The 22,011-nt window shown below is 63.9% G+C and carries 20 protein-coding genes; 4 read left to right on the top strand and 16 right to left on the bottom strand.

Annotation, left to right across the window (positions count from 1 at the left end; genetic code table 11):
• Positions 1-38: 38 nt before the first annotated feature.
• The 3 genes from OCA5_RS08895 to OCA5_RS08885 form a co-directional block, all read right to left on the bottom strand.
• A complete protein-coding gene (locus OCA5_RS08895; RefSeq protein WP_012563411.1) occupies positions 39-1,649 on the bottom strand; it encodes an SPOR domain-containing protein in 1,611 nt (536 codons plus the stop codon).
• Between the two features lie 107 nt (positions 1,650-1,756).
• Entirely contained in the window at positions 1,757-3,550 is a 1,794-nt protein-coding gene (argS, locus tag OCA5_RS08890) for an arginine--tRNA ligase (protein ID WP_012563412.1), read from the bottom strand.
• Positions 3,551-3,600: 50 nt separating this feature from the next.
• Positions 3,601-4,809, bottom strand: coding sequence for a deoxyguanosinetriphosphate triphosphohydrolase (locus OCA5_RS08885; protein ID WP_012563413.1), 1,209 nt, complete (start codon positions 4,807-4,809; stop codon positions 3,601-3,603).
• Positions 4,810-4,902: 93 nt separating this feature from the next.
• Between OCA5_RS08885 and erpA the strand changes: the two genes are divergently transcribed.
• Positions 4,903-5,232, top strand: coding sequence for an iron-sulfur cluster insertion protein ErpA (erpA, locus tag OCA5_RS08880; protein ID WP_012563414.1), 330 nt, complete (start codon positions 4,903-4,905; stop codon positions 5,230-5,232).
• 8 nt (positions 5,233-5,240) lie between these two features.
• Positions 5,241-6,023, top strand: coding sequence for an exodeoxyribonuclease III (gene xth / locus OCA5_RS08875; protein ID WP_012563415.1), 783 nt, complete (start codon positions 5,241-5,243; stop codon positions 6,021-6,023).
• A gap of 84 nt (positions 6,024-6,107) precedes the next feature.
• Here the strand turns inward: xth and OCA5_RS08870 are convergent, their stop codons facing one another.
• Together OCA5_RS08870 and ilvD are read right to left on the bottom strand one after the other, a co-directional pair.
• Positions 6,108-6,935, bottom strand: a complete 828-nt coding sequence (locus OCA5_RS08870; RefSeq protein WP_012563416.1) for a tetratricopeptide repeat protein — start codon at positions 6,933-6,935, stop codon at positions 6,108-6,110.
• Entirely contained in the window at positions 6,922-8,646 is a 1,725-nt protein-coding gene (ilvD, locus tag OCA5_RS08865) for a dihydroxy-acid dehydratase (protein ID WP_012563417.1), read from the bottom strand. The genes OCA5_RS08870 and ilvD overlap by 14 nt, the downstream gene beginning before the upstream one ends.
• Before the next feature lie 365 nt (positions 8,647-9,011).
• On the opposite strand from ilvD, the gene OCA5_RS19135 reads away from it, so the two are divergent.
• The gene (locus tag OCA5_RS19135; protein ID WP_151202190.1) at positions 9,012-9,296 is read left to right on the top strand and encodes a hypothetical protein; all 285 of its coding nucleotides are present in this window, start codon (positions 9,012-9,014) and stop codon (positions 9,294-9,296) included.
• Positions 9,190-9,837, top strand: coding sequence for an outer membrane protein (locus OCA5_RS08860; protein WP_013913068.1), 648 nt, complete (start codon positions 9,190-9,192; stop codon positions 9,835-9,837). Before OCA5_RS19135 ends, OCA5_RS08860 begins: the two co-directional genes overlap by 107 nt.
• A 207-nt stretch (positions 9,838-10,044) precedes the next feature.
• On the opposite strand, the gene lpdA is transcribed toward OCA5_RS08860, so the two are convergent.
• The 11 genes from lpdA to eno form a co-directional block, all read right to left on the bottom strand.
• Entirely contained in the window at positions 10,045-11,466 is a 1,422-nt protein-coding gene (lpdA, locus tag OCA5_RS08855; RefSeq protein ID WP_012563420.1) for a dihydrolipoyl dehydrogenase, read from the bottom strand.
• A gap of 91 nt (positions 11,467-11,557) precedes the next feature.
• Positions 11,558-12,400: an SGNH/GDSL hydrolase family protein gene (locus OCA5_RS08850; protein WP_012563421.1), complete on the bottom strand. Its 843-nt coding sequence runs from the start codon at positions 12,398-12,400 to the stop codon at positions 11,558-11,560.
• Positions 12,401-12,434: 34 nt separating this feature from the next.
• Positions 12,435-12,848: a hypothetical protein gene (locus OCA5_RS08845; RefSeq protein WP_012563422.1), complete on the bottom strand. Its 414-nt coding sequence runs from the start codon at positions 12,846-12,848 to the stop codon at positions 12,435-12,437.
• Between the two features lie 38 nt (positions 12,849-12,886).
• Positions 12,887-14,260: a pyruvate dehydrogenase complex dihydrolipoamide acetyltransferase gene (locus OCA5_RS08840; RefSeq protein WP_012563423.1), complete on the bottom strand. Its 1,374-nt coding sequence runs from the start codon at positions 14,258-14,260 to the stop codon at positions 12,887-12,889.
• 169 nt (positions 14,261-14,429) lie between these two features.
• Positions 14,430-15,833, bottom strand: a complete 1,404-nt coding sequence (locus tag OCA5_RS08835; protein WP_012563424.1) for a pyruvate dehydrogenase complex E1 component subunit beta — start codon at positions 15,831-15,833, stop codon at positions 14,430-14,432.
• A gap of 16 nt (positions 15,834-15,849) precedes the next feature.
• Complete coding sequence (pdhA, locus tag OCA5_RS08830; RefSeq protein ID WP_012563425.1) at positions 15,850-16,869, bottom strand: pyruvate dehydrogenase (acetyl-transferring) E1 component subunit alpha; 1,020 nt, start codon at positions 16,867-16,869, stop codon at positions 15,850-15,852.
• Positions 16,870-17,201: 332 nt separating this feature from the next.
• The gene (locus OCA5_RS08825; protein ID WP_012563426.1) at positions 17,202-17,591 is read right to left on the bottom strand and encodes a hypothetical protein; all 390 of its coding nucleotides are present in this window, start codon (positions 17,589-17,591) and stop codon (positions 17,202-17,204) included.
• Positions 17,591-18,976, bottom strand: coding sequence for a sulfite oxidase (locus OCA5_RS08820; RefSeq protein ID WP_012563427.1), 1,386 nt, complete (start codon positions 18,974-18,976; stop codon positions 17,591-17,593). The genes OCA5_RS08825 and OCA5_RS08820 overlap by 1 nt, the downstream gene beginning before the upstream one ends.
• A gap of 259 nt (positions 18,977-19,235) precedes the next feature.
• Positions 19,236-19,550: an FtsB family cell division protein gene (locus tag OCA5_RS08815; protein WP_013913067.1), complete on the bottom strand. Its 315-nt coding sequence runs from the start codon at positions 19,548-19,550 to the stop codon at positions 19,236-19,238.
• A 42-nt stretch (positions 19,551-19,592) separates the two neighbouring features.
• On the bottom strand, positions 19,593-20,153 hold the full coding sequence (locus OCA5_RS08810) for an NADPH-dependent FMN reductase (RefSeq protein WP_012563430.1): 561 nt from the start codon (positions 20,151-20,153) through the stop codon (positions 19,593-19,595).
• A 432-nt stretch (positions 20,154-20,585) separates the two neighbouring features.
• A complete protein-coding gene (eno, locus tag OCA5_RS08805; RefSeq protein WP_012563431.1) occupies positions 20,586-21,869 on the bottom strand; it encodes a phosphopyruvate hydratase in 1,284 nt (427 codons plus the stop codon).
• Positions 21,870-22,011 lie beyond the last annotated feature (142 nt).

The raw sequence follows: 22,011 nt of genomic DNA, 5'->3' as shown, positions 1-22,011 counted from the left end.
TTAGCCCGCCCTCGCCGCCAGGGTCAAGGAATCGGCCATTAATTCCTCTGGACGATGCACTTACCCCCTGCCGATTGTAGGTTCACGCAGAACTGGGTGGCTTCGTCGGTCGAGGCGAAGGGGCCGACCAGCGCCCGGTAGTACACGCCTTTGGACCCGAGATCGGCCCGGCGGACGGTTGCCTGCCGCGAACCGAGGATGCCGGGGTACTTGCCCTGCAGCACCCGGTAGGAGGTCATGGCATCGGCCTCCGAGCGCTGAGAGGAAAGCTGGACGTAGGAACCCGCTGCGGCCGGTGCTGCTGCAGGCGCCAGCGCGGCAACGCGCGACTGTGCGGGCTCATGAGCCGGCTGGGGGGCAAGCGCGAGCGGTGCGTTCGACGGCGCCGCCGGTGCACGCGCAGGCGCGCTCTGGACCGGAGCAGGCGCCGGCGCCACCGGAACTGCCGACGCCGTCTGCGAGGTCATGTCAGACTGATCGGGGCGGATGCTGACAGTGCGGATACGCCGGGGCACCTCCCCACTCATAGTTCCATTGGCGACACCGGGGCCGGTCGGGCGCGCGGCGGGCGACACCGACGCGCCGGAGGGGGGCGACGGGTTCTGCGTCAACGGCGGAAACACGACACGCGGGCCGCCGGAGCGGGCATCGACCTCGACCGGCTGTTCCTCGCGCGACACCATACGCTCGGCCGACTTGTCGCCGACGCGGTCGTAAATCTGCTTGTTCTCGGCCGACTGGTTCGCCGGGACGATCTTGTTCGGGCTCGCGTCCGCCTTGATGACCGGCGGCTCGCCGCTGCGAGGGGAGCCTACGATGGAGCGATAGGCATAAGCACCCGCAGTACCGAGCACGGCCAGCGCGAGCACGGCCGCGACGGTCGCGAAGCCACCACGGCGGCGATGGCGCTCAGGCTCGGGGGCATAGGTCTCGTTGTAACCGTCCTCGTAATAGCCCTGATCGTAGCCGCCGGCATAAGGCGCTTCGCCACGCTCGCGCGGCGCAGCACCGTAAAGGACCTGGTCGTAGCGGCCTTGCTGATCGTAGGCATTCGAGTCGTAGGCGCCTTGCTGGTAGGCGTTCTGGCCGTACTGGCCCTGCGCTCCCTGCCCGTAACCGTCCTGCCCGTAGCCCTGCTGACCATAAGCCTGACCATCGTCGGCATAGCCTTGCTGCTGCGGGGACTCGAACTGCGAGACCTCGTAGCCGAGCCGATAGCCGGTGTGGCGGTTGTAGGTCTGCTCGCGCGTCTCGTCGAGCAGCGGATAGGAATAATCCTCGTGCGCAGGCTGAGAATACGCAGGCTCGGCCGGTGCGGGATCGCGCGGCCGCATCCATGACGGTAAGGGCGGCGGCTCGTTTGCGTAGGACTGCGGCTCACCCTCGTATTGCGCGTGGGAATATGGCTCAGCCGAATATTGCGAGCTGCTGTACTGCTGCGGCGCGGGCGCTTCCTCGTAGGCAGGCGCCTCGTCGTGCGGCTGCTGCGCGCTCGCCGTCTGGCTGCGGCCGAAGCTGGAATAAGGGTCGGTCTGGCCGATCAGGCGGGCGAGTTCCGCCAACGGATCGCCCTCGTCCTGCTGCTGCCCACGATTTGCATAATCGCGATCGGCGGGCGGAAACGGCCTGTCACTGTATCGATCTGACATGGTGATCTCGCATCCCCTGCGGATACGGCAGACTCACGCAACCTCAACGAGTTCGCCGTTCCTGGCTGCGGCCACGTCATCCCCTACGCAGGCCGACAGTCCTAATCCTATCGCATCTCGTTCGGGGCATGAACGCCAAGGACGGCGAGGCCTGATGCCAGAACAGAGACGACGCCTTGCACCAAGGCCAGTCGCGCAACCGTCATTTCTGCATCATTCTCGATAATGAAGCGTAAATGAGGCGCGTCGCGGCCCTTGGTCCAGAGGGCGTGAAACTCGCTCGCGAGATCATAGAGATAAAAAGCGATTCGGTGCGGCTCATGTGCGGCCGCAGCCGCCTCGAGCGTGCGCGGGAACAAGGCAAGCTGCCGGATCAGCGACAGCTCCACCGGGTCGGTGAGCCGTTCCACCGGCGCGCCCGCGAGAAAAGCGAGCCGCTTGCCGTTATCCTCGGGCAGATCGGGAACCGTGACGCGCGCGTTCTTGAACACCGAGTGCCCGCGCGCGTGACCGTACTGCACATAGAACACCGGATTGTCCTTCGACTGCTCCAGCACCTTGGCAAGATCGAAGTCGAGCACCGCGTCGTTCTTGCGGAACAGCATCATGAAGCGCACGGCGTCGGAGCCGACTTCATCAACGACTTCGCGCAGCGTGACGAAATCGCCGGCGCGCTTCGACATCTTCACCGGTTCGCCAGCGCGCAACAGCCGCACGAGCTGCACGATCTTGACGTCGAGCGTGCCCTCGCCCGCCGTCACCGCCTTGATCGCCGCCTGCACGCGCTTGATGTAGCCGCCATGGTCGGCGCCCCAGACGTCCACCATGTTGCGGAAGCCGCGGTCGAACTTGTTCTTGTGATAGGCGATGTCGGAGGCGAAGTAAGTGTAGGAGCCGTCCGACTTCTTCAGCGGACGATCGACATCGTCGCCGAACGCAGTGGCGCGGAACAGCGTCTGCTCGCGATCCTCGTAATCCTCGACCGGCGCCCCCTTCGGCGGCGGCAGACGGCCTTCGTAGACGTCGCCCTTTGCGCGCAGGCCCGCAATCGTTGCGCCGACCTGATCGGTGCCGCCGACAATCAGCGAGCGCTCCGAGAAGAACACATCGTGCTTGATGTTGAGCGCCGCGAGATCGCCGCGGATCATCTCCATCATCATCGCGATGGCTTTCTCGCGCACCAGCGGCAGCCATTCGGCTTCCGGCTGCTTGACGAGCTTGTCGCCATACTCTTTCGCAAGCGCCTCTCCGACCGGCTTGAGATAATCGCCGGGATAAAGCCCGTCCGGAATCTCGCCGATGGCTTCGCCCAACGCCTCGCGGTACCGCAGGAATGCCGAGCGCGCGAGCACGTCGACCTGCGCACCGGCGTCGTTGATGTAATATTCCTTGGTGACGTCGTAGCCCGCGAACGCCAGCAGCGTCGCCAGCGCATCGCCGAACACCGCGCCGCGGCAGTGGCCGACATGCATCGGCCCAGTCGGATTGGCGGAGACGTATTCGACGTTGACCTTCTCGCCCGCGCCGATCTCCGAGCGGCCGTAAGCGGCGCCCGTGTTGAGTACCGCGCGCAGCGCATCGAACCAGGCCTCGTTCTTCAGCGTGAGATTGATAAACCCCGGCCCCGCGACGCTCACCGAGGCCACCTGCGGGTCGGCGCCAAGCTTCGCGGCGATCTTGTCCGCGAGATCGCGCGGCTTCGTCTTGGCTTCCTTCGCCAGCACCATCGCGGCGTTGGTCGCCATGTCGCCGTGGCTCGCATCCTTCGGCGGCTCGACCACGATCCGTGACAGGTCGATGCCCTCCGGCAACGTGCCGTCCGCGATCAGTGCACGGCATACACCCTGAACCCGCCCGAGAATATCCGCGAAAATATGGGCCGGCTGGGTCGGGACGGACAACGGAAGTCTCCTGAAAACGGGTGTAGAATGGGGCGAACGCCCCCGCGCGCCTAACGCAATTCCGGGGTCGAGTCAAAGAGCCGCTGGTGCTCGGTCATGGCGTAAAGGTCGGTCATTCCGGCGATGAAATTGCCGATCCGGCGCACCGCCTCCTCCTCGCCGTCCTCACCCCAATGGGCAGCCCAGTCGGGCGGCAGGTCCTCGGGGTGGCGGCTGTAGCGGTCGAACAGGTCGGCGACGATGCCCTCCGCCTCCGTCATCACCCGCATCACCCGCTCGTGGCGGTACATCCGCCCCCACAGGAATTCCTTGATCTCTTTATCGGCCGCCGCAGCGCGGGGGTTGAAGACGACGAGCGGACCGTCCGCATTGCGCACGTCCGCAACACTCTGCGGCGCCCTCGCCGCGATCCGGCGCAATGCCTCGGAGAATGCGGACTCGATCCAGTACGAAATCAGCTCGCGCACCAGTTCGGCGCCGTGGCGCGCCTCATCGATGCCCGGGAAACGCGAGGCGATGCGGCCGTTGATGTCGGCCACAAGCGGAACGGCGTTGAGGTCCGCGATAGTGAACAACCCGGCACGCAGACCGTCATCGATGTCGTGGGCATTGTAGGCGATGTCGTCGGAGATTGCCGCGACCTGCGCCTCCAGCGAGGCATAGGACCCCAGTTCGAGATCGTGCACTCCGTTGTAGCTGGTGATCCCGACCGGCAGGCCCTGCTCCGCATAGCGCCCGAGCGGACGGCCATCGCGGCCGAGCAGCGGGCCGTTGTGCTTGACGATGCCCTCAAGTGACTCCCAGGTCAGGTTCAGGCCGTCGAAAGCCGGATAGCGGCGCTCGAGAGAGGTGACGACGCGCAGCGACTGCGCATTGTGGTCGAAGCCGCCGTGATCCTTCAGGCAGGCGTCAAGCGCGCGCTCGCCGGCATGGCCGAATGGCGGATGGCCGAGATCATGGGCCAGCGCCAGCGTCTCGGTCAGGTCCTCATCGAGGCCAAGCTGGCGCGCCAGCGCACGGGCGATCTGCGCCACCTCCAGGCTGTGGGTCAGCCGGGTGCGGTAATGGTCGCCCTCATGGAAGATGAAGACCTGCGTCTTGTGCTTGAGCCGGCGGAACGCGGTCGAATGGATCACCCGGTCGCAATCGCGGCGAAAGGCGCTGCGGTGACGGCTCGGCGGCTCGTCAAAGCGGCGGCCACGGCTCTGGTCGGGGTCGCAGCGGTAAGGCGCGGCAGGCGCCGCCCGTCCCACGGACATGGGGGACGCTCCTTTGGCGTTTGATTCTGGCGTGGCGAGTACTTAACTACTGTCCGGAACAGATTCAAACTTCCGGATTCGAGGAGAGCGGACGTGACCGCCAATGTGACCATTTCCGAGCGGGCTGCGCGACGGATCGGCGAAATCCTCAAAAGCGAAGGCGAAGGCGCCAAGCTTCGCATCAGCGTCGAGGGCGGCGGTTGCTCGGGCTTCCAATACAAATTCGACATCGACAAGACCCAGGCCGAGGACGACCTCGTAATCGTGCGCGATAACGCCGTGGTGCTGGTCGACTCCTCCTCCGCGCCCTTCCTTGCGGACTCCGAGCTCGACTTCGTCGACGACCTGATCGGCGCCTCCTTCCGCGTCGTCAACCCGAACGCCACCGCCTCCTGCGGCTGCGGCACCAGCTTCTCGATCTGACGCCGCCCATGCGCATCGCGACCTGGAACGTCAACTCGGTGCGCCAGCGCCTCGACCATCTCGTGACATGGCTGAAGGAGCGCGAGCCCGACCTCGTCTGCCTGCAGGAGATCAAGTGCCTCGACGAGGCGTTTCCGCGCGAGCCGCTGGAAGCGCTCGGCTACAACGTGGTGACGCACGGGCAGAAGACATTCAACGGCGTCGCGCTGCTGTCGAAGTATCGCTTCGAGGAAACCCGGCCGCAGCTTGCGGGCGACCCGGACGATCTACACGCACGCTTTCTCGAAGGCGTGGTGTCGCACAAGGACGGCACCTTCCGCCTCGCCTGCCTGTATCTGCCGAACGGCAATCCGGTGAACACGGAAAAATATCCGTACAAGCTGAGCTGGATGGACCGGCTGATCACTTACGCGCGCGAGCGGATCAAGAGCGAGGAGCCGTTTGTGCTCGCGGGCGACTTCAACGTGATCCCGACGCCGGCCGACGTCTACAATCCGCAGGCGTGGCTCGGCGACGCGCTGTTCCTGCCGCAGACCCGCGACAAGTTCCAGACGCTGCTCAATCTCGGCCTCACCGATGCGCTACGCGCCACGACCGACGCTCCGCAACAATACACGTTCTGGGATTATCAGGCCGGCGCCTGGCAGAAGAACAACGGCATCCGCATCGACCATCTTCTGATGTCGCCGCCCGCCGCAGATCGGCTGCAGGCCGTGGGCATCGACAAGCACGTCCGCGGCTGGGAAAAAGCCTCGGACCACGTGCCTGTGTGGGCGGATCTGGATTTTTGAGCTTCCCCGTCATTGCGAGCGAAGCTCGGGTCTTACCTCTCCCGTGGGGAGAGGTGAAGGAAGAAGGAGCCGCCGTGGAGTTGATCAATCCCGCCGGCCCTGCACCCAGCGCTGCAGCATCTGGAGCGCCATGGCGCGGTCGTCTTCCGAGGCTTTCGCGAGCGCCTCGTTGTAGCTCTGGTGAATCCACTTCTCGCTCGGCGTCGCGCTTTCCTGCGCGAGCGTGAGCCACATCAGGCCGCGCGCGGCCTGGCGCTGGAGATGGTCGCCGTTGAACAGCATCTGGCCGAGCAGCGCCTGCGCTTCGTGCTGGCCCTTATGCGCGGCGAGGCCGAGCCAGCGCACGCCGTACTTCACGTCGCGCTGGATGCCTTTGCCATCGAGATACATCCGCGCAAGGCTGTACTGCGCCTCGGCGCTGCCGAAATAGGACGCCGCATAGGAGAGCATCTCGCGCGCCCGCTCCGGGTCGCGCTTGACGCGGGTGTTGGCGATGCCGGTCGCGTAGTACCGGCCGAGCGCCACGAAGGCGTTGGCGACGATATTGGCCTGCGGCGCGCCGGGGCTGTCCTCGGCATGCTGGTTGGCGATCCGGCTGAAATAATCGAAGGCGCGCAGATCATCGCGCTCGACGCCGCCGCCATCGGCGAACATCTTGCCGAGCTTCCACTGTGCGATCGCGTGGCCATCTTCGGCGGCGTATTGCAGCGCGCTCAGCGAATTGTTGTTGGCGGCCGCCGGCGCGGTCACGGTCTTGCGGACCACCGCAACGCCGGAGGGCGCGGTGACGACCGCAAGCGGCGCGGCGGCGCTATCGGCATCCGGCGTACCGTCGAAAGCATTCGCTGGCGTCATCGCAAAGGCTACGACGCTCGCACACGCAACAATGACGCAACCCTTAAATATCCGCATAGCAACTCTTCTCACCCGCCTTGCCGGGGTGCGTCACCGCTCCCCTGACCGCAGGGCCGACCTGCTGGGCATATTTCCAGAGCGCACCGGAGCCAGTGCCCGTCTCGCGCGGTTTCCACACCTTGCGCCGCTCGGCCAGTTCGGCCTCGCTCAGCCTGACATTGAGCGTGCCGGCTTCGGCATCAAGTTCGATGATGTCTCCGTCCCGGAGAAGGCCAATCGGGCCGCCGATCGCCGCTTCCGGGCCGACATGGCCGATGCAGAAGCCGCGCGTGGCGCCGGAGAAGCGCCCGTCGGTGATAAGCGCAACCTTCGCGCCCATGCCCTGGCCATAAAGAGCAGCAGTGGTGGCGAGCATCTCGCGCATGCCCGGGCCGCCCCTGGGGCCCTCGTAGCGGATCACGAGAACGTCGCCTTCCTTGTAGGTGCGTTTTTCCACGGCCTCGAACGCGTCTTCCTCGCAGTCGAACACGCGCGCGGGGCCCGTGAACTTCAGGACGGACATGCCAGCCACCTTCACGATCGCGCCCTCCGGCGCGAGGTTGCCCTTCATGCCCACGACGCCGCCGGTCGCCGTGATCGGCCGATCCGCCGGACGCACCACATCCTGGTGCGGGTTCCATTTCACGCTCTGGAGGTTCTCGGCAATGGTACGGCCCGTCACTGTCAGGCAGTCGCCGTGCAGATAACCGTTGTCCAGCAGCGTCTTCATCAGCAGCGGAATGCCACCAGCTTCGAACATGTCTTTGGCCACATAACGGCCACCCGGCTTCAAATCTGCGACATAAGGCGTCTTTTTGAAGATTTCGGCGACGTCGAACAGATCGAATTCGATCCCGCATTCATGTGCAATCGCAGGCAGATGCAGCGCCGCGTTGGTCGAGCCGCCGGAGGCCGCAACCACAGCCGCGGCATTTTCCAGCGCCTTGCGGGTGACGATGTCGCGCGGACGGATGTTCCTGGCGATCAGCTCCATCACCTTCTCGCCCGCCGCCGCGCAGAAGGAGTCGCGGATTTCATAAGGCGCTGGCGCGCCGGCCGAATACGGCAGCGCAAGCCCGATCGCCTCGGAGACGGTCGCCATGGTGTTGGCGGTGAACTGCGCGCCGCAGGCGCCCGCCGAGGGACACGCCACGCGCTCGATTTCGTCGAGGTCGGCGTCGGACATTTCGCCGACCGAATGCTTGCCGACCGCCTCGAACATATCCTGCACGGTGATCTGCTGGCCGCGGAAATTGCCGGGCAGGATCGAGCCGCCATAGATGAAGATCGAGGGCACGTTGAGGCGACACATCGCCATCATCATACCGGGCAAGGACTTGTCGCAGCCGGCGAGCCCGATCAGGGCGTCATAGGAATGGCCGCGGATGGTGAGTTCGACGGAATCCGCGATCACCTCGCGGGACGGCAGCGAGGAGCGCATGCCCTCGTGGCCCATGGCGATGCCGTCGGTGACGGTGATGGTGCAGAACTCGCGGGGGGTGCCGCCCGCCGAGGCGACGCCCTTCTTCACGGCCTGCGCCTGGCGCATCAGCGAAATATTGCAGGGAGCAGCCTCATTCCAGCAGGTCGCCACGCCGACGAACGGCTGATGGATCTGCTCGGTGGTGAGACCCATGGCGTAGAGATAGGAGCGGTGCGGAGCGCGGGCCGGGCCTTCCGTGACATGGCGGCTCGGCAATCTCGACTTGATGTTGGTCTTGGCGTCCATCTCACACCCTCGCCGCGCCAACTTTCTCCTGCAAATAACAGGCTTCAGGCGCATTCACGCGGCGGTCGCGGCATCCACGCTACATGAACACGATTTCATTGAGGCGTGTGGCCAAATCGCGGCGCGCGCAAGAGCTTCCTACGGCAAGGGTTAAATGTTCAAAAACTGTGGCGGCTTCGCAACATCTGCGGTGTGTATCTGCGGTCAATGACGGGCTTGCTGGCGCGCAGCGGCATCGCAGCGCAGCGTGAATACTCCCGTCTGCTTTCCCCTATGCACCGAAATGCCGCCCCCAAACTGTGCGAGAAACGAGCGGCGTACGCTTGGAAGGGCCGTCAAGTCCATCCATTTCCTTTGGGTTTTTGATGAAACACACCGCGCTGGCCGCGCTCATCGCCGTCACCTTTGCCGGATCGGCCCATGCGGCGGATTTCCCTGTCAAAGCCGCTGCTGCTCCCGCCATGAACTGGACCGGATTCTACGCCGGCGTGAACGCGGGCGGCGGCTGGTTCAATGGTGGAGCCGAGTATCCAAAGGACGATCTTGTCGTTTCCGAGTACGCGCGTCAGATCGGCTTGCTGGCCAACCGGGACGCACTCCGGGGCGCTGGGCGGCTTTCAGATCGGGTACAATTATCAGGTACGCCCTGATTGGGTTATCGGACTGGAGGGAGACTTCCAGCTTGCGGATATCGGCGGCTCGGGATCGACGAGTCACATCGTCCCCGGCGTAGCGACCTCCGCGAGCCAGACCGTCCGCTCGTTCGGTACCATCCGCGCCCGCCTCGGCCATGTCGCCGCTGAAAACCTGCTTGTCTACGCCACCGGCGGATTTGCCTTTGCGAAGATCAACAGTTCTGCACGATTTGACGTCGAACCGGGCACAAGTGGTTCCGGAATTTTCGACATCAATGGCGTCAGATACACGTCCCTTTGCGGTGGTCCCAACCCGAATGTCTGTTATGCCGGTTCGTCCCGAGGCATGGCTCCGGGCTGGACGATCGGTGGCGGGTTCGAATACGCGCTCGGGCCACGATGGTCGCTGAAAGGCGAGTATCTTTACGCGCGCTTTGACAGAGGCCTGACCGAGGTGGCGGTCACGACGATGCCCGGAACCTTGCCGATTACGTATCCCGTGAAATTCGCAACCGACCTCAACATCGTCCGCGCCGGCCTGAACTACAGGTTTTAAATCTTCGCGCGATGCGATGCAGAATTAACGCCGCGCGCGGCCGCCCGTCTGCGTCGCGTTCGATTGCTTCTAAACATCGGTTTCCCGAAAGAGCTGGGACGGCGTTACGCCTCCGAAGGCAAAGGCGCGTTCGCGATAACGCAGACACGGCTTGCCGGACGCGATCTGAAAGCCCGCCTGTTACGGCGGGCTTTGTTTTGGCTTCCCTTACATATTCAGCACGCGCCCGTAGGCGTCGAGCACCGCTTCCTTCATCATTTCCGACAGCGTCGGATGCGGGAAGATGGTGTGCATCAGCTCTTCCTCGGTGGTCTCCAGGTTCATCGCCACCACATAGCCCTGGATCAACTCGGTGACCTCCGCGCCGACCATGTGCGCGCCGAGCAATTGTCCGGTCTTCTTGTCGAAGATCACCTTGATCAGGCCCTGATCCTCACCGAGCGCGATCGCCTTGCCGTTGCCGGCGAACGGGAAGCGGCCGACACGGATATCCTTGCCCGCCTCTTTCGCCTTGGCCTCGGTGAGGCCGACGGAAGCGATCTGTGGATGGCAGTAAGTGCAGCCCGGGATCATCTGCTTGTTCATCGGGTGCACGTGCAGCCCCTTGATCGCCTCGATGCAGATCACGCCTTCATGCTCGGCCTTGTGAGCGAGCATCGGCGGGCCCGCGACGTCGCCGATGGCGTAGATGCCCGGCACATTGGTCTTGCCATAGCCGTCGATGACGATGCAACCGCGATCGGTCTTCACCCCTAACTTCTCCAGCCCGAGGTTCTCGATATTGCCGACGACGCCCACCGCCGAGATCACGCGGTCGGCGGTGATCTGCTCGGTCTTGCCGCCGCCGAGATCGACGGTCGCGGTGACGCTGTCGGCCTTCTTGTCGAGCTTGGTGACTTTCGCGCCGGTGAGGATACGGATGCCCTGCTTCTCGAACTGCTTGCGCGCGAGGCCGGCGATCTCGGCGTCCTCGACCGGCAGAATCTGCGGCAGCACCTCGACCACCGTCACCTCCGCACCCATGGTGCGGTAGAACGAGGCGAATTCGATGCCGATCGCACCGGAGCCGACCACGAGCAGCGACTTCGGCATCTTCTCCGGCACCATCGCCTCGAAATAGGTCCAGACGAGCTTCTTGTCCGGCTCGAGCCCCGGCAGTACGCGCGGGCGTGCGCCGGTCGCGACGATGATGTGCTTGGCCTGATAGCTGCCCGCCCCCAGCACGCCCTTCGGCGCATCGGCGCTGCCCGCCTTCACCGTGATCTTGCCGGGCGCGTCGATGGTCGCATCGCCCCAGATCACGGTGATCTTGTTCTTCTTCATCAGGAAGCCGACGCCGTCATTGAGGCGCTTGGAAACGCCGCGCGAGCGCTGCACCACGGCTTTCGCGTCATAGCCGACCTTCTCGGCGGTGAGGCCGTAGTCCTTGGCGTGCTGCATGTAGTGATAGATCTCGGCCGAGCGCAGCAGCGCCTTGGTCGGGATACAGCCCCAGTTGAGGCAGATGCCGCCGAGATGCTGCTTCTCGACAATCGCCGTCTTGAAGCCGAGCTGCGCCGCGCGGATCGCGGTGACATAGCCGCCCGGGCCTGCGCCAATCACAACGACGTCGAAAGATGTATCAGCCATGTTCGCTAACCTGCTTCAGTTGTTTTCTCCCTTTCCCCCTGTGGGAGAGGGACAGCGTCCCGCGCCGTTGCTGACCCGCTCGGGCCAAAATCTACTTCCTGTAATAGTCCTGAACCGTCTCCCACGCCACGTTCTGCAGGAACGTGGCGGTCTTCTCGTCGAGACCCGCATGGTAGCTGTTGCCGACCGGCGAACGCCGATAGACCGACGCCAGCACCGTGCACGCCGCGAGATAGGTCCCCGCGAGCGTCGGGTGACGCTTGTCCTCGACGTTCAGCACCAGATCAGGCTGCTGTTTCTTGGCACGCGCAAACGCTAGCCCCGCCGGAATGACCAGCATGCCACTTGCGTTGCCGGCGGTGGTGTAGGCCTCCGCAAGCTGCTCGGTCATCTCGGGCTTGTCGGCATAGGCCCACGACATGAACAGCACCGGATCGGCGCCATGCTTGCGTACGATCTCGGCATCCTTTGCCGCGGTCTCGGCGAACAGGCCCTTGAGCTGCGGATGCACCGGGCACTGGCTGCAATCCATCATGATGGCCGCGTCGTACTTCTTGTTGCGGGTGGTCATCACCACCTTGTTGCCCGGCGCGAACGAATAGGACGCCATGCCGTCGGTCGAGAACAGCGCCTCAACATTATGCCAGTTGAGCCCGGAGCCGCTGATGGTGGCCGAGGTCGCGTAGTAATGCGTCCCCGGATCGGCCGCGTGCGCGAGCTTCAGCACATGGTTATGCAGACTGTTATTGTAATAGAAAAAGCTGTTGCCGATGTAGAGGACCGCTTTCGGCACCTCGTCGAGCTGCGCGACCTTCGGCTTCATTTCCGCCCGCGCCGCGCCGGCGGAGAACGCGATCGTTGCGGCCGCCAGCCAGATTGCCGTCCGCGAGGCGCCGCGCCCCGCCATCAATCGCACCGCCGATATCGACCCCATAGGCATCTCTCCTGCCCTCCGCACGAACGCGCGGTTACGAGCGCACCGCCTCCCGCGGCAGCAGCGTGCGCCGGATAAGCGCGTATTGCGTCAGCACCACGGCCCAGAACGGCACCGCAAGCTGCAGCGCATCGGTGACGACGAACTTCTTCTCCGCGCCCGGCGCCGCATCCGCCGCAAGGCCCGCGACGATCAGCACGGCCGGCGCAAGCACCAGAAGCCGCAGCACCGACGAAATCGCCTCGCGCTTCTTCACCCGCGTCGCGGCGAAGGAAAACACCGCCATCGCGACTGCCGCAAAGATCGCAACGAGCACGAGCTTCTGCTGGAAAGTGGCGGCACAGCCCGCGCCCTTGCAGGCGACGAGAAAGGGCCAGGCCGCGGCAAAGATCACGCCGACGACAAGCGAGGCAATGCCGGCCAGCAGAATAACACCGAGGAGTTTCATGGGCGTCTCATGATGGGTGACGGCGTGAGGCTCGCGCCTCACACCACCATCATCACCGGGTTTTCGATCAGGAGCTTGAAGGCGCTGAGAAGCTGCGCACCGAGCGCGCCGTCCATCGCGCGGTGATCGCATGTAAGCGTCACCGTCATGATGGTCGCGATCTCGATCTTGCCGTTCCGCACCACCGGCCGCTCCTCGCTCATGCCAACCGCGAGAATGGTCGACTGCGGCGGGTTGATGACGGCGGTGAACTGCTTCATGCCGTACATGCCGAGGTTCGACACCGCCGTGCTCGCGCCCTGATATTCCTCGGGCTTGAGCTTGCGTGCCTTGGCGCGCGCGGCGAGGTCCTTCATCTCGTTGGAGATCGTCGACACCGACTTCGCATGCGCGCTGCGGATGATCGGCGTGATCAGCCCGGTCGGGATCGACACCGCGACCGAGACGTCGGAGACCTTGTGGCGCAGCATCGCCTCGTCGGTCCAGGTGACGTTGGCATCCGGCACGCGCTGCAACGCCAGCGCCAGCGCCTTGATGACGAAGTCGTTGACCGAGAGCTTGTAGGCGGGCTTGCCGTCCTTGTCCTTCGGGGCGCGGCCGTTGATGTCCTCGCGCGCGGCGACGAGATTGCCGATGTCGCAATCGCAGGTGAGATAATATTGCGGCACGTCGCGGTCGGAGGCCGACAGACGCTGCGCAATCACCTTGCGCATCTGGTCGTGCGGCACCGCCTCGTAATTGTCCGCATTGAACAGCGACATGATCTGCGCGTCGCTCGGACCCGGCGCGAAGGTCGGCGCAGCCGCGCCGCCAGCAGCGGCAGGCTTCAGACCACGCCCCGCCTTCGCCTCGTCGACGTCGCGGGCGATGATGCGGCCGTGTGGACCGGTGCCGCTGACGCGGGAAATATCGATGCCAGCTTCCTTGGCGAGACGCCGGGCGAGCGGCGAGGCAAAGGTGCGCGCGCCGTTGCTGGGAGCCTGTGCGGGCTGCGGCGCAGCCGGTGCCGCAGATGCGGTCGGTTTTGCAGCCGGAGCCGGTGCGGACGCAGCGGCAGCAGGCTTCGGAGCCTCTGCAGCCTTGGCCGGTTCAGCAGCTTTCGGAGCTTCAGCAGGCTTGGGAGCCGGCGCAGATGCACCGCCACCGCTTGCAGCCGCTTTCACATCCTCGCCATCGGCGGCGAGCACGGCGATGACTTGATTGACCGGCACGTCGGCGGTGCCTTCCGGTACCAGAATTTTCGCGATGGTGCCCTCGTCCACCGCCTCGACTTCCATCGTCGCCTTGTCGGTCTCGATCTCGGCGATGACATCGCCGGATGAAACCTTGTCGCCCTCTTTCTTGAGCCACTTGGCGAGGTTGCCCTTTTCCATCGTGGGCGACAGCGCGGGCATCAGAATGTTGATCGGCATGATTAAGCCTCGCCGCAAGTAGTTTGCATCCCGTGCGCAGCGCGGCACGAAGTGATGCGCTGCAGACCCGGGATCGTTACGTTCCGTGACGGTCCCGGCTCTGCGACGCAACGCTCACGCGCTGCATCGCGACCGGGGCACTGAAGAAATTGCCTGACCATCGCGTCACTCACCGATAGCTGACCGCTTTGGCGGCGGCGACAACGTCCTCGACAGACGGCAGCGCAAGCTTTTCGAGGTTGGCCGCATACGGCATCGGCACGTCCTTGCCCGAGACGCGCGCAACCGGCGCATCAAGATAATCGAACGCATGCTCCATCAACCGCGCGGCGACCTCGGAGCCGACGCCCGACTGCTGCCAGCCTTCCTCGATGACGACGGCGCGGCCGGTCTTCTGCACCGAAGCGATAAGCGTTTCGGTGTCCATCGGCCGGATGGTGCGCAGGTCGATCACCTCGGCCTCGATGCCTTCCTTGGCGAGTTCTTCGGCGGCCTTCAGCGTCCACGTCATGGCATGCGACCACGAGATCAGCGTGACATGCTGACCGGTGCGGGCGATGCGCGCCTTGCCGATCGGCAGCACATAATCGTCGAGCTTCGGCACTTCGAAGCTGTGGCCGTAGAGAATTTCGTGCTCGAGGAAGATCACCGGGTTCGGATCGCGAATCGCCGCTTTCAGAAGCCCCTTGGCGTCGGCCGCGGTGTAAGGCGCAATCACCTTGAGGCCCGGGATCTGCGAGTACCACGCCGCATAATCCTGGCTGTGCTGGGCGGCGACGCGCGCGGCCGAACCGTTCGGGCCGCGGAAGACGATCGAACAGCCCATCTGCCCGCCGGACATATAGAGCGTCTTGGCGGCGGAGTTGATGATCTGGTCCATCGCCTGCATGGCGAAGTTGAACGTCATGAACTCGACGATCGGCTTCAGGCCCGCCATTGCCGCGCCGATGCCGACGCCCGCGAAGCCATGCTCGGTGATCGGCGTGTCGATTACGCGGCGCGCGGAGAATTCCTGCAGGATGCCCTGGGTGATCTTGTAGGCGCCCTGATACTCGGCGACCTCCTCGCCCATGATGAAGACGTCTTCATCGCGGCGCATCTCTTCGGCGATGGCGTCGCGCAACGCATCGCGCACCGTCATCGTCACCATCTCGGTACCGGGCGGAATATCGGGATCGGGCGCTGCCTGACTGGCGGGCGCAGCGGGGACCGCTTCAGCCTTCGATGCGGGCACGGGGACTGCAGCCGGCGCAGCGGCGGGCGGCGCGGATTCGGCGGCTTTCGGCTGGGCTGCCGGTGCAGCCGCCTTGTCGAGGTCGGCGGCGCTTTCGCCGTCAGCAAGGATGGTTGCGATCGGCGTGTTCACGGCAACATCGGCGGTGCCTTCCGGCACCAGAATCTTGCCGAGGGTGCCTTCGTCGGTCGCCTCGACTTCCATCGTCGCCTTGTCGGTCTCGATCTCGGCGATGACGTCGCCGGACCTGATGGCATCGCCTTCCTTCTTCAGCCACTTGGCAAGGTTGCCCTTTTCCATCGTGGGCGAGAGCGCGGGCATCAATACTTGAATCGGCATGGTCGTTGGCTCGCGCTTAGCGGTAAACGTCGGTGTAGAGTTCGGACACGTCCGGCTCGGGATCGTGCTGGGCGAAGTCGGCAGCGTCGTTGACGATCTCGCGCACCTCGGCGTCGATCTTCTTCAACTCGGCTTCATCGACCTTGGCCGCCAACAGGCGCTTGCGCACCTGCTCGATCGGGTCCTGATCGTGACGGACCTTCTCGACTTCCTCGCGTGTACGATATTTTGCGGGATCGGACATCGAGTGGCCGCGATAGCGATAGGTCTGCATCTCGAGAATGAAAGGCCCCTTCCCTTCGCGACACCAGCCGACAGCGCGCTCGCCGGCGGCGCGCACCGCGCGCACGTCCATGCCGTCGACCTGCTCGCCGGGAATGTTGAACGAGGCGCCGCGCTTGGAGAAATCGGTCTGCGCCGATGCGCGCGTCACCGCAGTGCCCATGGCATAGCGGTTGTTCTCGATCACATACACGACCGGCAGCTTCCACAGCTCGGCCATGTTGAAGCTTTCATAGACCTGGCCCTGATTGGCCGCGCCGTCGCCGAAATAGGCGATCGCGACATTGTCGTTGCCGCGATAACGGTTGGCGAAGGCCAAGCCGGTGCCGAGCGGCACCTGCGCGCCCACGATGCCATGGCCGCCGTAGAAGTGCTTCTCCTTGCTGAACATGTGCATGGAGCCGCCCTTGCCTTTGGAATAGCCGGAGCGGCGGCCGGTCAATTCCGCCATCACGCCCTTCGGGTCCATGCCGGTCGCGAGCATGTGGCCGTGGTCGCGATAACCGGTGATGACCTGATCGCCTTCCTTCAACACCATCTGCATGCCGACGACGACCGCTTCCTGTCCGATATAAAGATGGCAGAAGCCGCCGATCGCACCCATGCCGTAAAGCTGACCCGCCTTCTCTTCGAAACGGCGGATCAGCAGCATGTCGCGCAGTGCTGTCAGTTCCTGCTCTTTGGTGAATTCCAGTTTGGTGGCGTTCGCCGTCGCGCCTTTGGTTGCGGCTGCCGAAGGTTTTCCAGAGGGCATGAGATGTCCGGGTAAAAGAGGTGATGAATCCTCTCTACTCCAACTCTCTCCGACGGGGAAGGATCGCGTAACGTCGCAGGAATACAAAACATTTTGCACCGCAACGAGACGCAATTAATGGCATCGCCCGCGCGGGATTTTGAAATTTGTGTTGTCTGTTTTGCGTGCACGATGCACGGAGCGGTATCACCGCCTGCGCGGACACGTGCCGCCCTCGACTTATGCACCGGTGCGAACGGCTCTCCATCACAGAGAGCGGTTCGATTCCCGCAGAAAGCGCCAATCCAACCGGCTCGTTTGTCGTTGGATTGGCGCCTCCCTTTTCACATCGGCTATTTCATGAACGGATTGCGAAAGCCGCCGCCGCTGCTGCCGCCACTCGGCGCCGTCCGCGGCGGGAATGTCCGTTCGAGATAGTTGAGGATGACCTCGCGATCCTTCGCCTCCGGCTCTGGCATGCCATGCCGCGCGATCATCAGGTTGATCGATTCATCCCATTGGCGGCGGTTCATGCCCTGCTGCGCCACAAGCTTGAAGCCGTGACAGGCGGTGCAGGCATAGAAAGTGTCATCGCGTCCGGGACCATCCGGATAATCCTCCGGCGTCTCCTCCGTTTGGGCCGCGACTGTCGCGGTCGCAGCGATACTCACGACAAGGGCGAACCCAAGCCGCCGCGCAAAACGCGCGGCGGACAGGGGGAAGTGGTGGTGAGACGTCGACATCAACCAACCAGCACCGCGATACGATGCATGGCGTTGCCGCCATAGCCCTGCGGGTTCCAGAACCCGGCCATATGCGGCTGCATCACGCCTCTGGAATCCGTACCGCGGGTCCAGATCTCGTAATAGCCGTCGGTCGGCAGCTTGACAGTCGCGGTCCAGCGTTGCCAGTCGTACTTGTTCTTTGGCTTGCTGACTTTCGCCTTGGTCCATGTCGCACCGAAATCGGTGGAAACATCGACCTCCTGCACCGTCAGATCGCCGGCCCAGGCCGCACCGCGCAGCTTGATCTCCTTGGTGCCGGCGGCGATCTTGTCGCCGTTCGCCGGACTGGTGATGATCGAGCGCACCGGCATCGACTCCAGAATCTTGAAGTTCTTCGGGTCGCCCTTGTCGCCCGGCACCATCGGCTTGATGGGCACGCGATAGGAGAAGTTGGTCATGCCCGGTCCGTCATGCTCCTTGTCGCGAAGCCAGATTCGGTTGAGCCACTTTGCCGACAACGAGCCCGGCCAGCCGGGAATGAGAAGCCGCACTGGACCACCATTGATGTTGGGAAGCGGTTCACCATTGACCTGCCAGACGATCAGGTTGTTTTCGTCCATCAGCTTCTTGACCGGCACGCCGCGCGACACCGTCGCCTTCGACGCATCGCCGGAGAGATGCTGGTCGCTGCCGTAGTGCGCAGAGAAAACCGCAGAAGGTTTAAGTCCCGCGGTTTTGAGCACGTCGGCCAGCCGCACGCCGGTCCATTCCGGACAACCCGCGCCGCCGTTGGTCCACTGATTGCCGCGCGCTTGCGGCGTGAAGAACGAACGGCCGTTGCCGCCGCACTCCAGCACCATGCGGCGCGTCACCGGCTTGTACTTCGATTTCAACTCGCCGAGCGTCAGCGTCAGCTTCTTGTTGACCTCGCCGTCGATCTCGAACGACCACTTGTCCGGATCTTTCGCCTCGTCCGGCGTCTGGCCGTTGTTGCGCACGAACAGCTTGTTGGTCGGCGTCGTATCGTCATTGAGCTGATCTTCCGGCGTTTCCGCAACCAGCGGCCGATCACCGAGGACGACGAGCTTGTCGCTCTTGCCGGGGAAGTTGAGATGTTGCGGCCCCTTCGGCGCGGCAGGCGCCGCAGGCGAAGTACCAACAGTTGGCGTTGGCGGAGTGGACTGCGCAAACGCTGCCGGAATTAATCCGCCGGGCATATTGGCAGCGAATGGAATGGCGCCGCCGACGGCCGCACTCATGGCCGCGAGTCCAGCGCCGCCCAGAAAGCCGCGACGTCCAACGTCGGTTTTGCGGCCGAAAACATTCGCATCCGCTCTTTCCGGGTCCTCCTGATAAAGTTCGTCGATAGAACGCTCGCGCGCGTACTCCTTGACCTGTTTCATGGTCGCTCTCCTTGTCGTTGGTTTCGCTCCCGAAACCGACTAGCCGACACTCGCGTCCCGAGTGCCGTTATGCTGCTGTGAGCGTAATCTGGAGAAAATTATTGCGCAACGCGGCTATTGCCGCGGATGAATATATCGCGCGGTGTGGTCGGAATTTACGAACGATCCAATCGAAAATTTGAAGAGAGCACGACAAAGACGCGCGACTTTGCCGACGTCATGCGTGGCGTACGATATTCCAGATGAAAGTATTTCAGCCTTAGCGCGACAGCACACGCACGAGATCGCGCGGATGCGCATAGTCGAGCTGATAGCGCGCACGCTCGTCGAGCATGTCGGGATCGACTTTGTCGGAGCGCAGCAGCGCAACGCGCTTTTCTTCCTCCGCACGATCCGCCTTGAGCCGCGCAAGTTCAGCGGACAGCGTCGCCGCCTCCTTCTCGAGCTCGATGCGGGCATTGATACCGTAACGGCCGGTATAGGCGTTGACACCGAAATAGGTGATGAAGCCGGCCGCGATCGCGTAGAGCGCGAGGCCGGTCAGGAACGCCTTGAATCGTGCACGAGAAACCATCACGGCACGATGCGCCGTCACGGTTAATTCGGCGCTAACGGCTTACGCCATCGCCTTCTTCTGCCGCTCCACGAAGGCGGCAAACGCCTCGACGTATTGCTGGATCACCTTGGTGAAGCCCTCGTTCGTCACCTCGCCCTGCTCGTTGAACGAGTTCCCGACCTGCGTCAGGTAGATTTCCGGCTGGCCCAGAATCGGCCCGCAGATGCCGGACATCGAGCGCTTCAGCTCCATCGCCGCGCTGACGCCGCCGAGCGGTCCCGGCGAATTGCCGACGATGCCGACCGGCTTGCCTAGGAACGAGCTCTTTCCGGGCGGCCGCGAGGCAACGTCGATGGCGTTGCGCAAGACGCCCGGAATCGAACGGTTGTATTCCGGCGTGACGAAGATCACCGCGTCCGACGCCTTGATCTTGTCGCGAAAGGCGAGCCAGTCCGCCGGCGGATTGGCTTCCAGGTCCTGATTGAAGAACGACAGCCCCTGCAGCGTTTCGACCGAGAGCTTCAGCGAAGCCGGGGCCGCTTTCGCGAGCGCATGCGCGACCTTGAGCGAATAGGCCTCTTTCCGGAGGCTGCCGACAATAACCAGAACCTGATGGGGCATGAAACGTCCTCAATGCAAACGTGGGGAGCGCAGCTTACCCTGCCGGGATAATCATGCAAGTGCATGAATATGGGGCAATTGGGAGTGACTTACCTTCGGCGGGGGCGAAAGGTGCGCACACACTGGCAGCGCTATGCTCCCTTTCCCATGGGGAGAAGGATTGGGATGAAGGGTTCGAGACCCCAATAGGTTATGGAGTCTCCCTCACCCGCTTTGCTAACGCAAAGCGACCTCTCCCATCTCCCGTCAAAGACGGGCGTGAACGCCCTTTTTTGGGAAGAGCTGAAGGGAAAGTTCGCACCCGGGATCGGTGCAGCGTGTCACGCTGCACTGCCAAGCCGGGGCCGTTCCAGCTGTGCACTCGCGACGGTCCCGGTTCAGCGCCGCACCACGTCGTGATGCGACGCGCCCAGTACAGGGCCGCGCTTTAGCTTACGCCAGCGCCTTGAGCGCCGAGCGGCCGGCGTAAAGCGCCTGATCGTCAAGCTGCTGCTCGATGCGCAGGAGCTGGTTGTACTTCGAGGTACGATCCGAGCGCGCGAGCGAGCCAGTCTTGATCTGCCCGCAATTGGTCGCGACCGCGAGGTCGGCAATGGTGGAATCCTCGGTCTCACCCGAGCGATGCGACATCACGGCGGTATAAGCCGCCTTGTGCGCCATCTCGACCGCGGCAAGCGTCTCGGTCAGCGTGCCGATCTGGTTGACCTTGACGAGGATCGAGTTGCCGATGCCGCGCTTGATACCGTCGGCAAGCCGCGTGACGTTGGTGACGAACAGATCGTCGCCGACAAGCTGGACCTTGCCACCGATCAGGTCGGTCAGTTCCTTCCAGCCGTCCATGTCGTCCTCGGCCATGCCGTCCTCGATCGAGACGATCGGGTAGCGGCTGGTGAGGTCGGCGAGATACTTCGCCTGCTCGGAGCGCGAGCGGGTCTTCTTCTCGCCTTCATAGACGTACTTGCCGTCCTTGAAGAACTCGGTCGAGGCGCAGTCGAGCGCCAGCATCACGTCGTCGCCGGCCTTGTAGCCCGCCTTGCCGATCGCGCTCATGACGAAGTCGAGCGCGGCGTCGGCCGACGGCAGGTTCGGCGCGAAGCCGCCCTCGTCGCCGACATTGGTGTTGTGGCCGGCCTTCTTCAGTTCGCCCTTCAGCGTGTGGAAGATCTCCGCACCGCAGCGCAGGGCTTCCGCGAAGCTTTGCGCGCCGACCGGCATCACCATGATTTCCTGGAAATCGATCGGGTTGTCGGCGTGGACGCCGCCATTGACGATGTTCATCATCGGCACCGGCAGCACGCGCGCCGAGGTGCCGCCGACATACCGATAAAGCGGCATGTCGCAGGACTCGGCCGCGGCCTTCGCCACCGCGAGCGAGACGCCGAGGATGGCGTTGGCCCCCAAGCGGCTCTTGTTGGGCGTGCCGTCGAGCGCGATCATTGCGTTGTCGATCTGCACCTGGTTCTCGGCATCCATGCCGCCGATGGCATCGAAAATCTCGCCGCTGACGGCTTCGACCGCCTTCTCGACGCCCTTGCCGCCATAGCGACCCTTGTCGCCGTCGCGCAGTTCCACTGCCTCATGCGCGCCGGTCGAGGCGCCCGAGGGCACTGCGGCGCGGCCCATCGAGCCATCCTCCAGCACCACATCGACCTCGACCGTCGGATTGCCACGGCTGTCCAGGATTTCGCGGCCAATGATATCGACGATGGCAGTCATGTGCGCCTCTTTGGGATTCGAAGGAAAACAGGGATGGCTGCTTCTACAGCAAGGATTCCGGCGGGAAAAGCCGCAACGGCGCATGGACCGATGCGAACCCGGTGACGCGCCGCGCCGATTTCGCTATCACCGCCCGCAAACG

This window comes from Afipia carboxidovorans OM5 (assembly GCF_000218565.1).
Lineage (GTDB): Bacteria > Pseudomonadota > Alphaproteobacteria > Rhizobiales > Xanthobacteraceae > Afipia > Afipia carboxidovorans.
The sequence above is the reverse complement of the archived record's forward strand: the minus strand, read 5'-3'. Positions and strand labels throughout refer to the sequence as shown.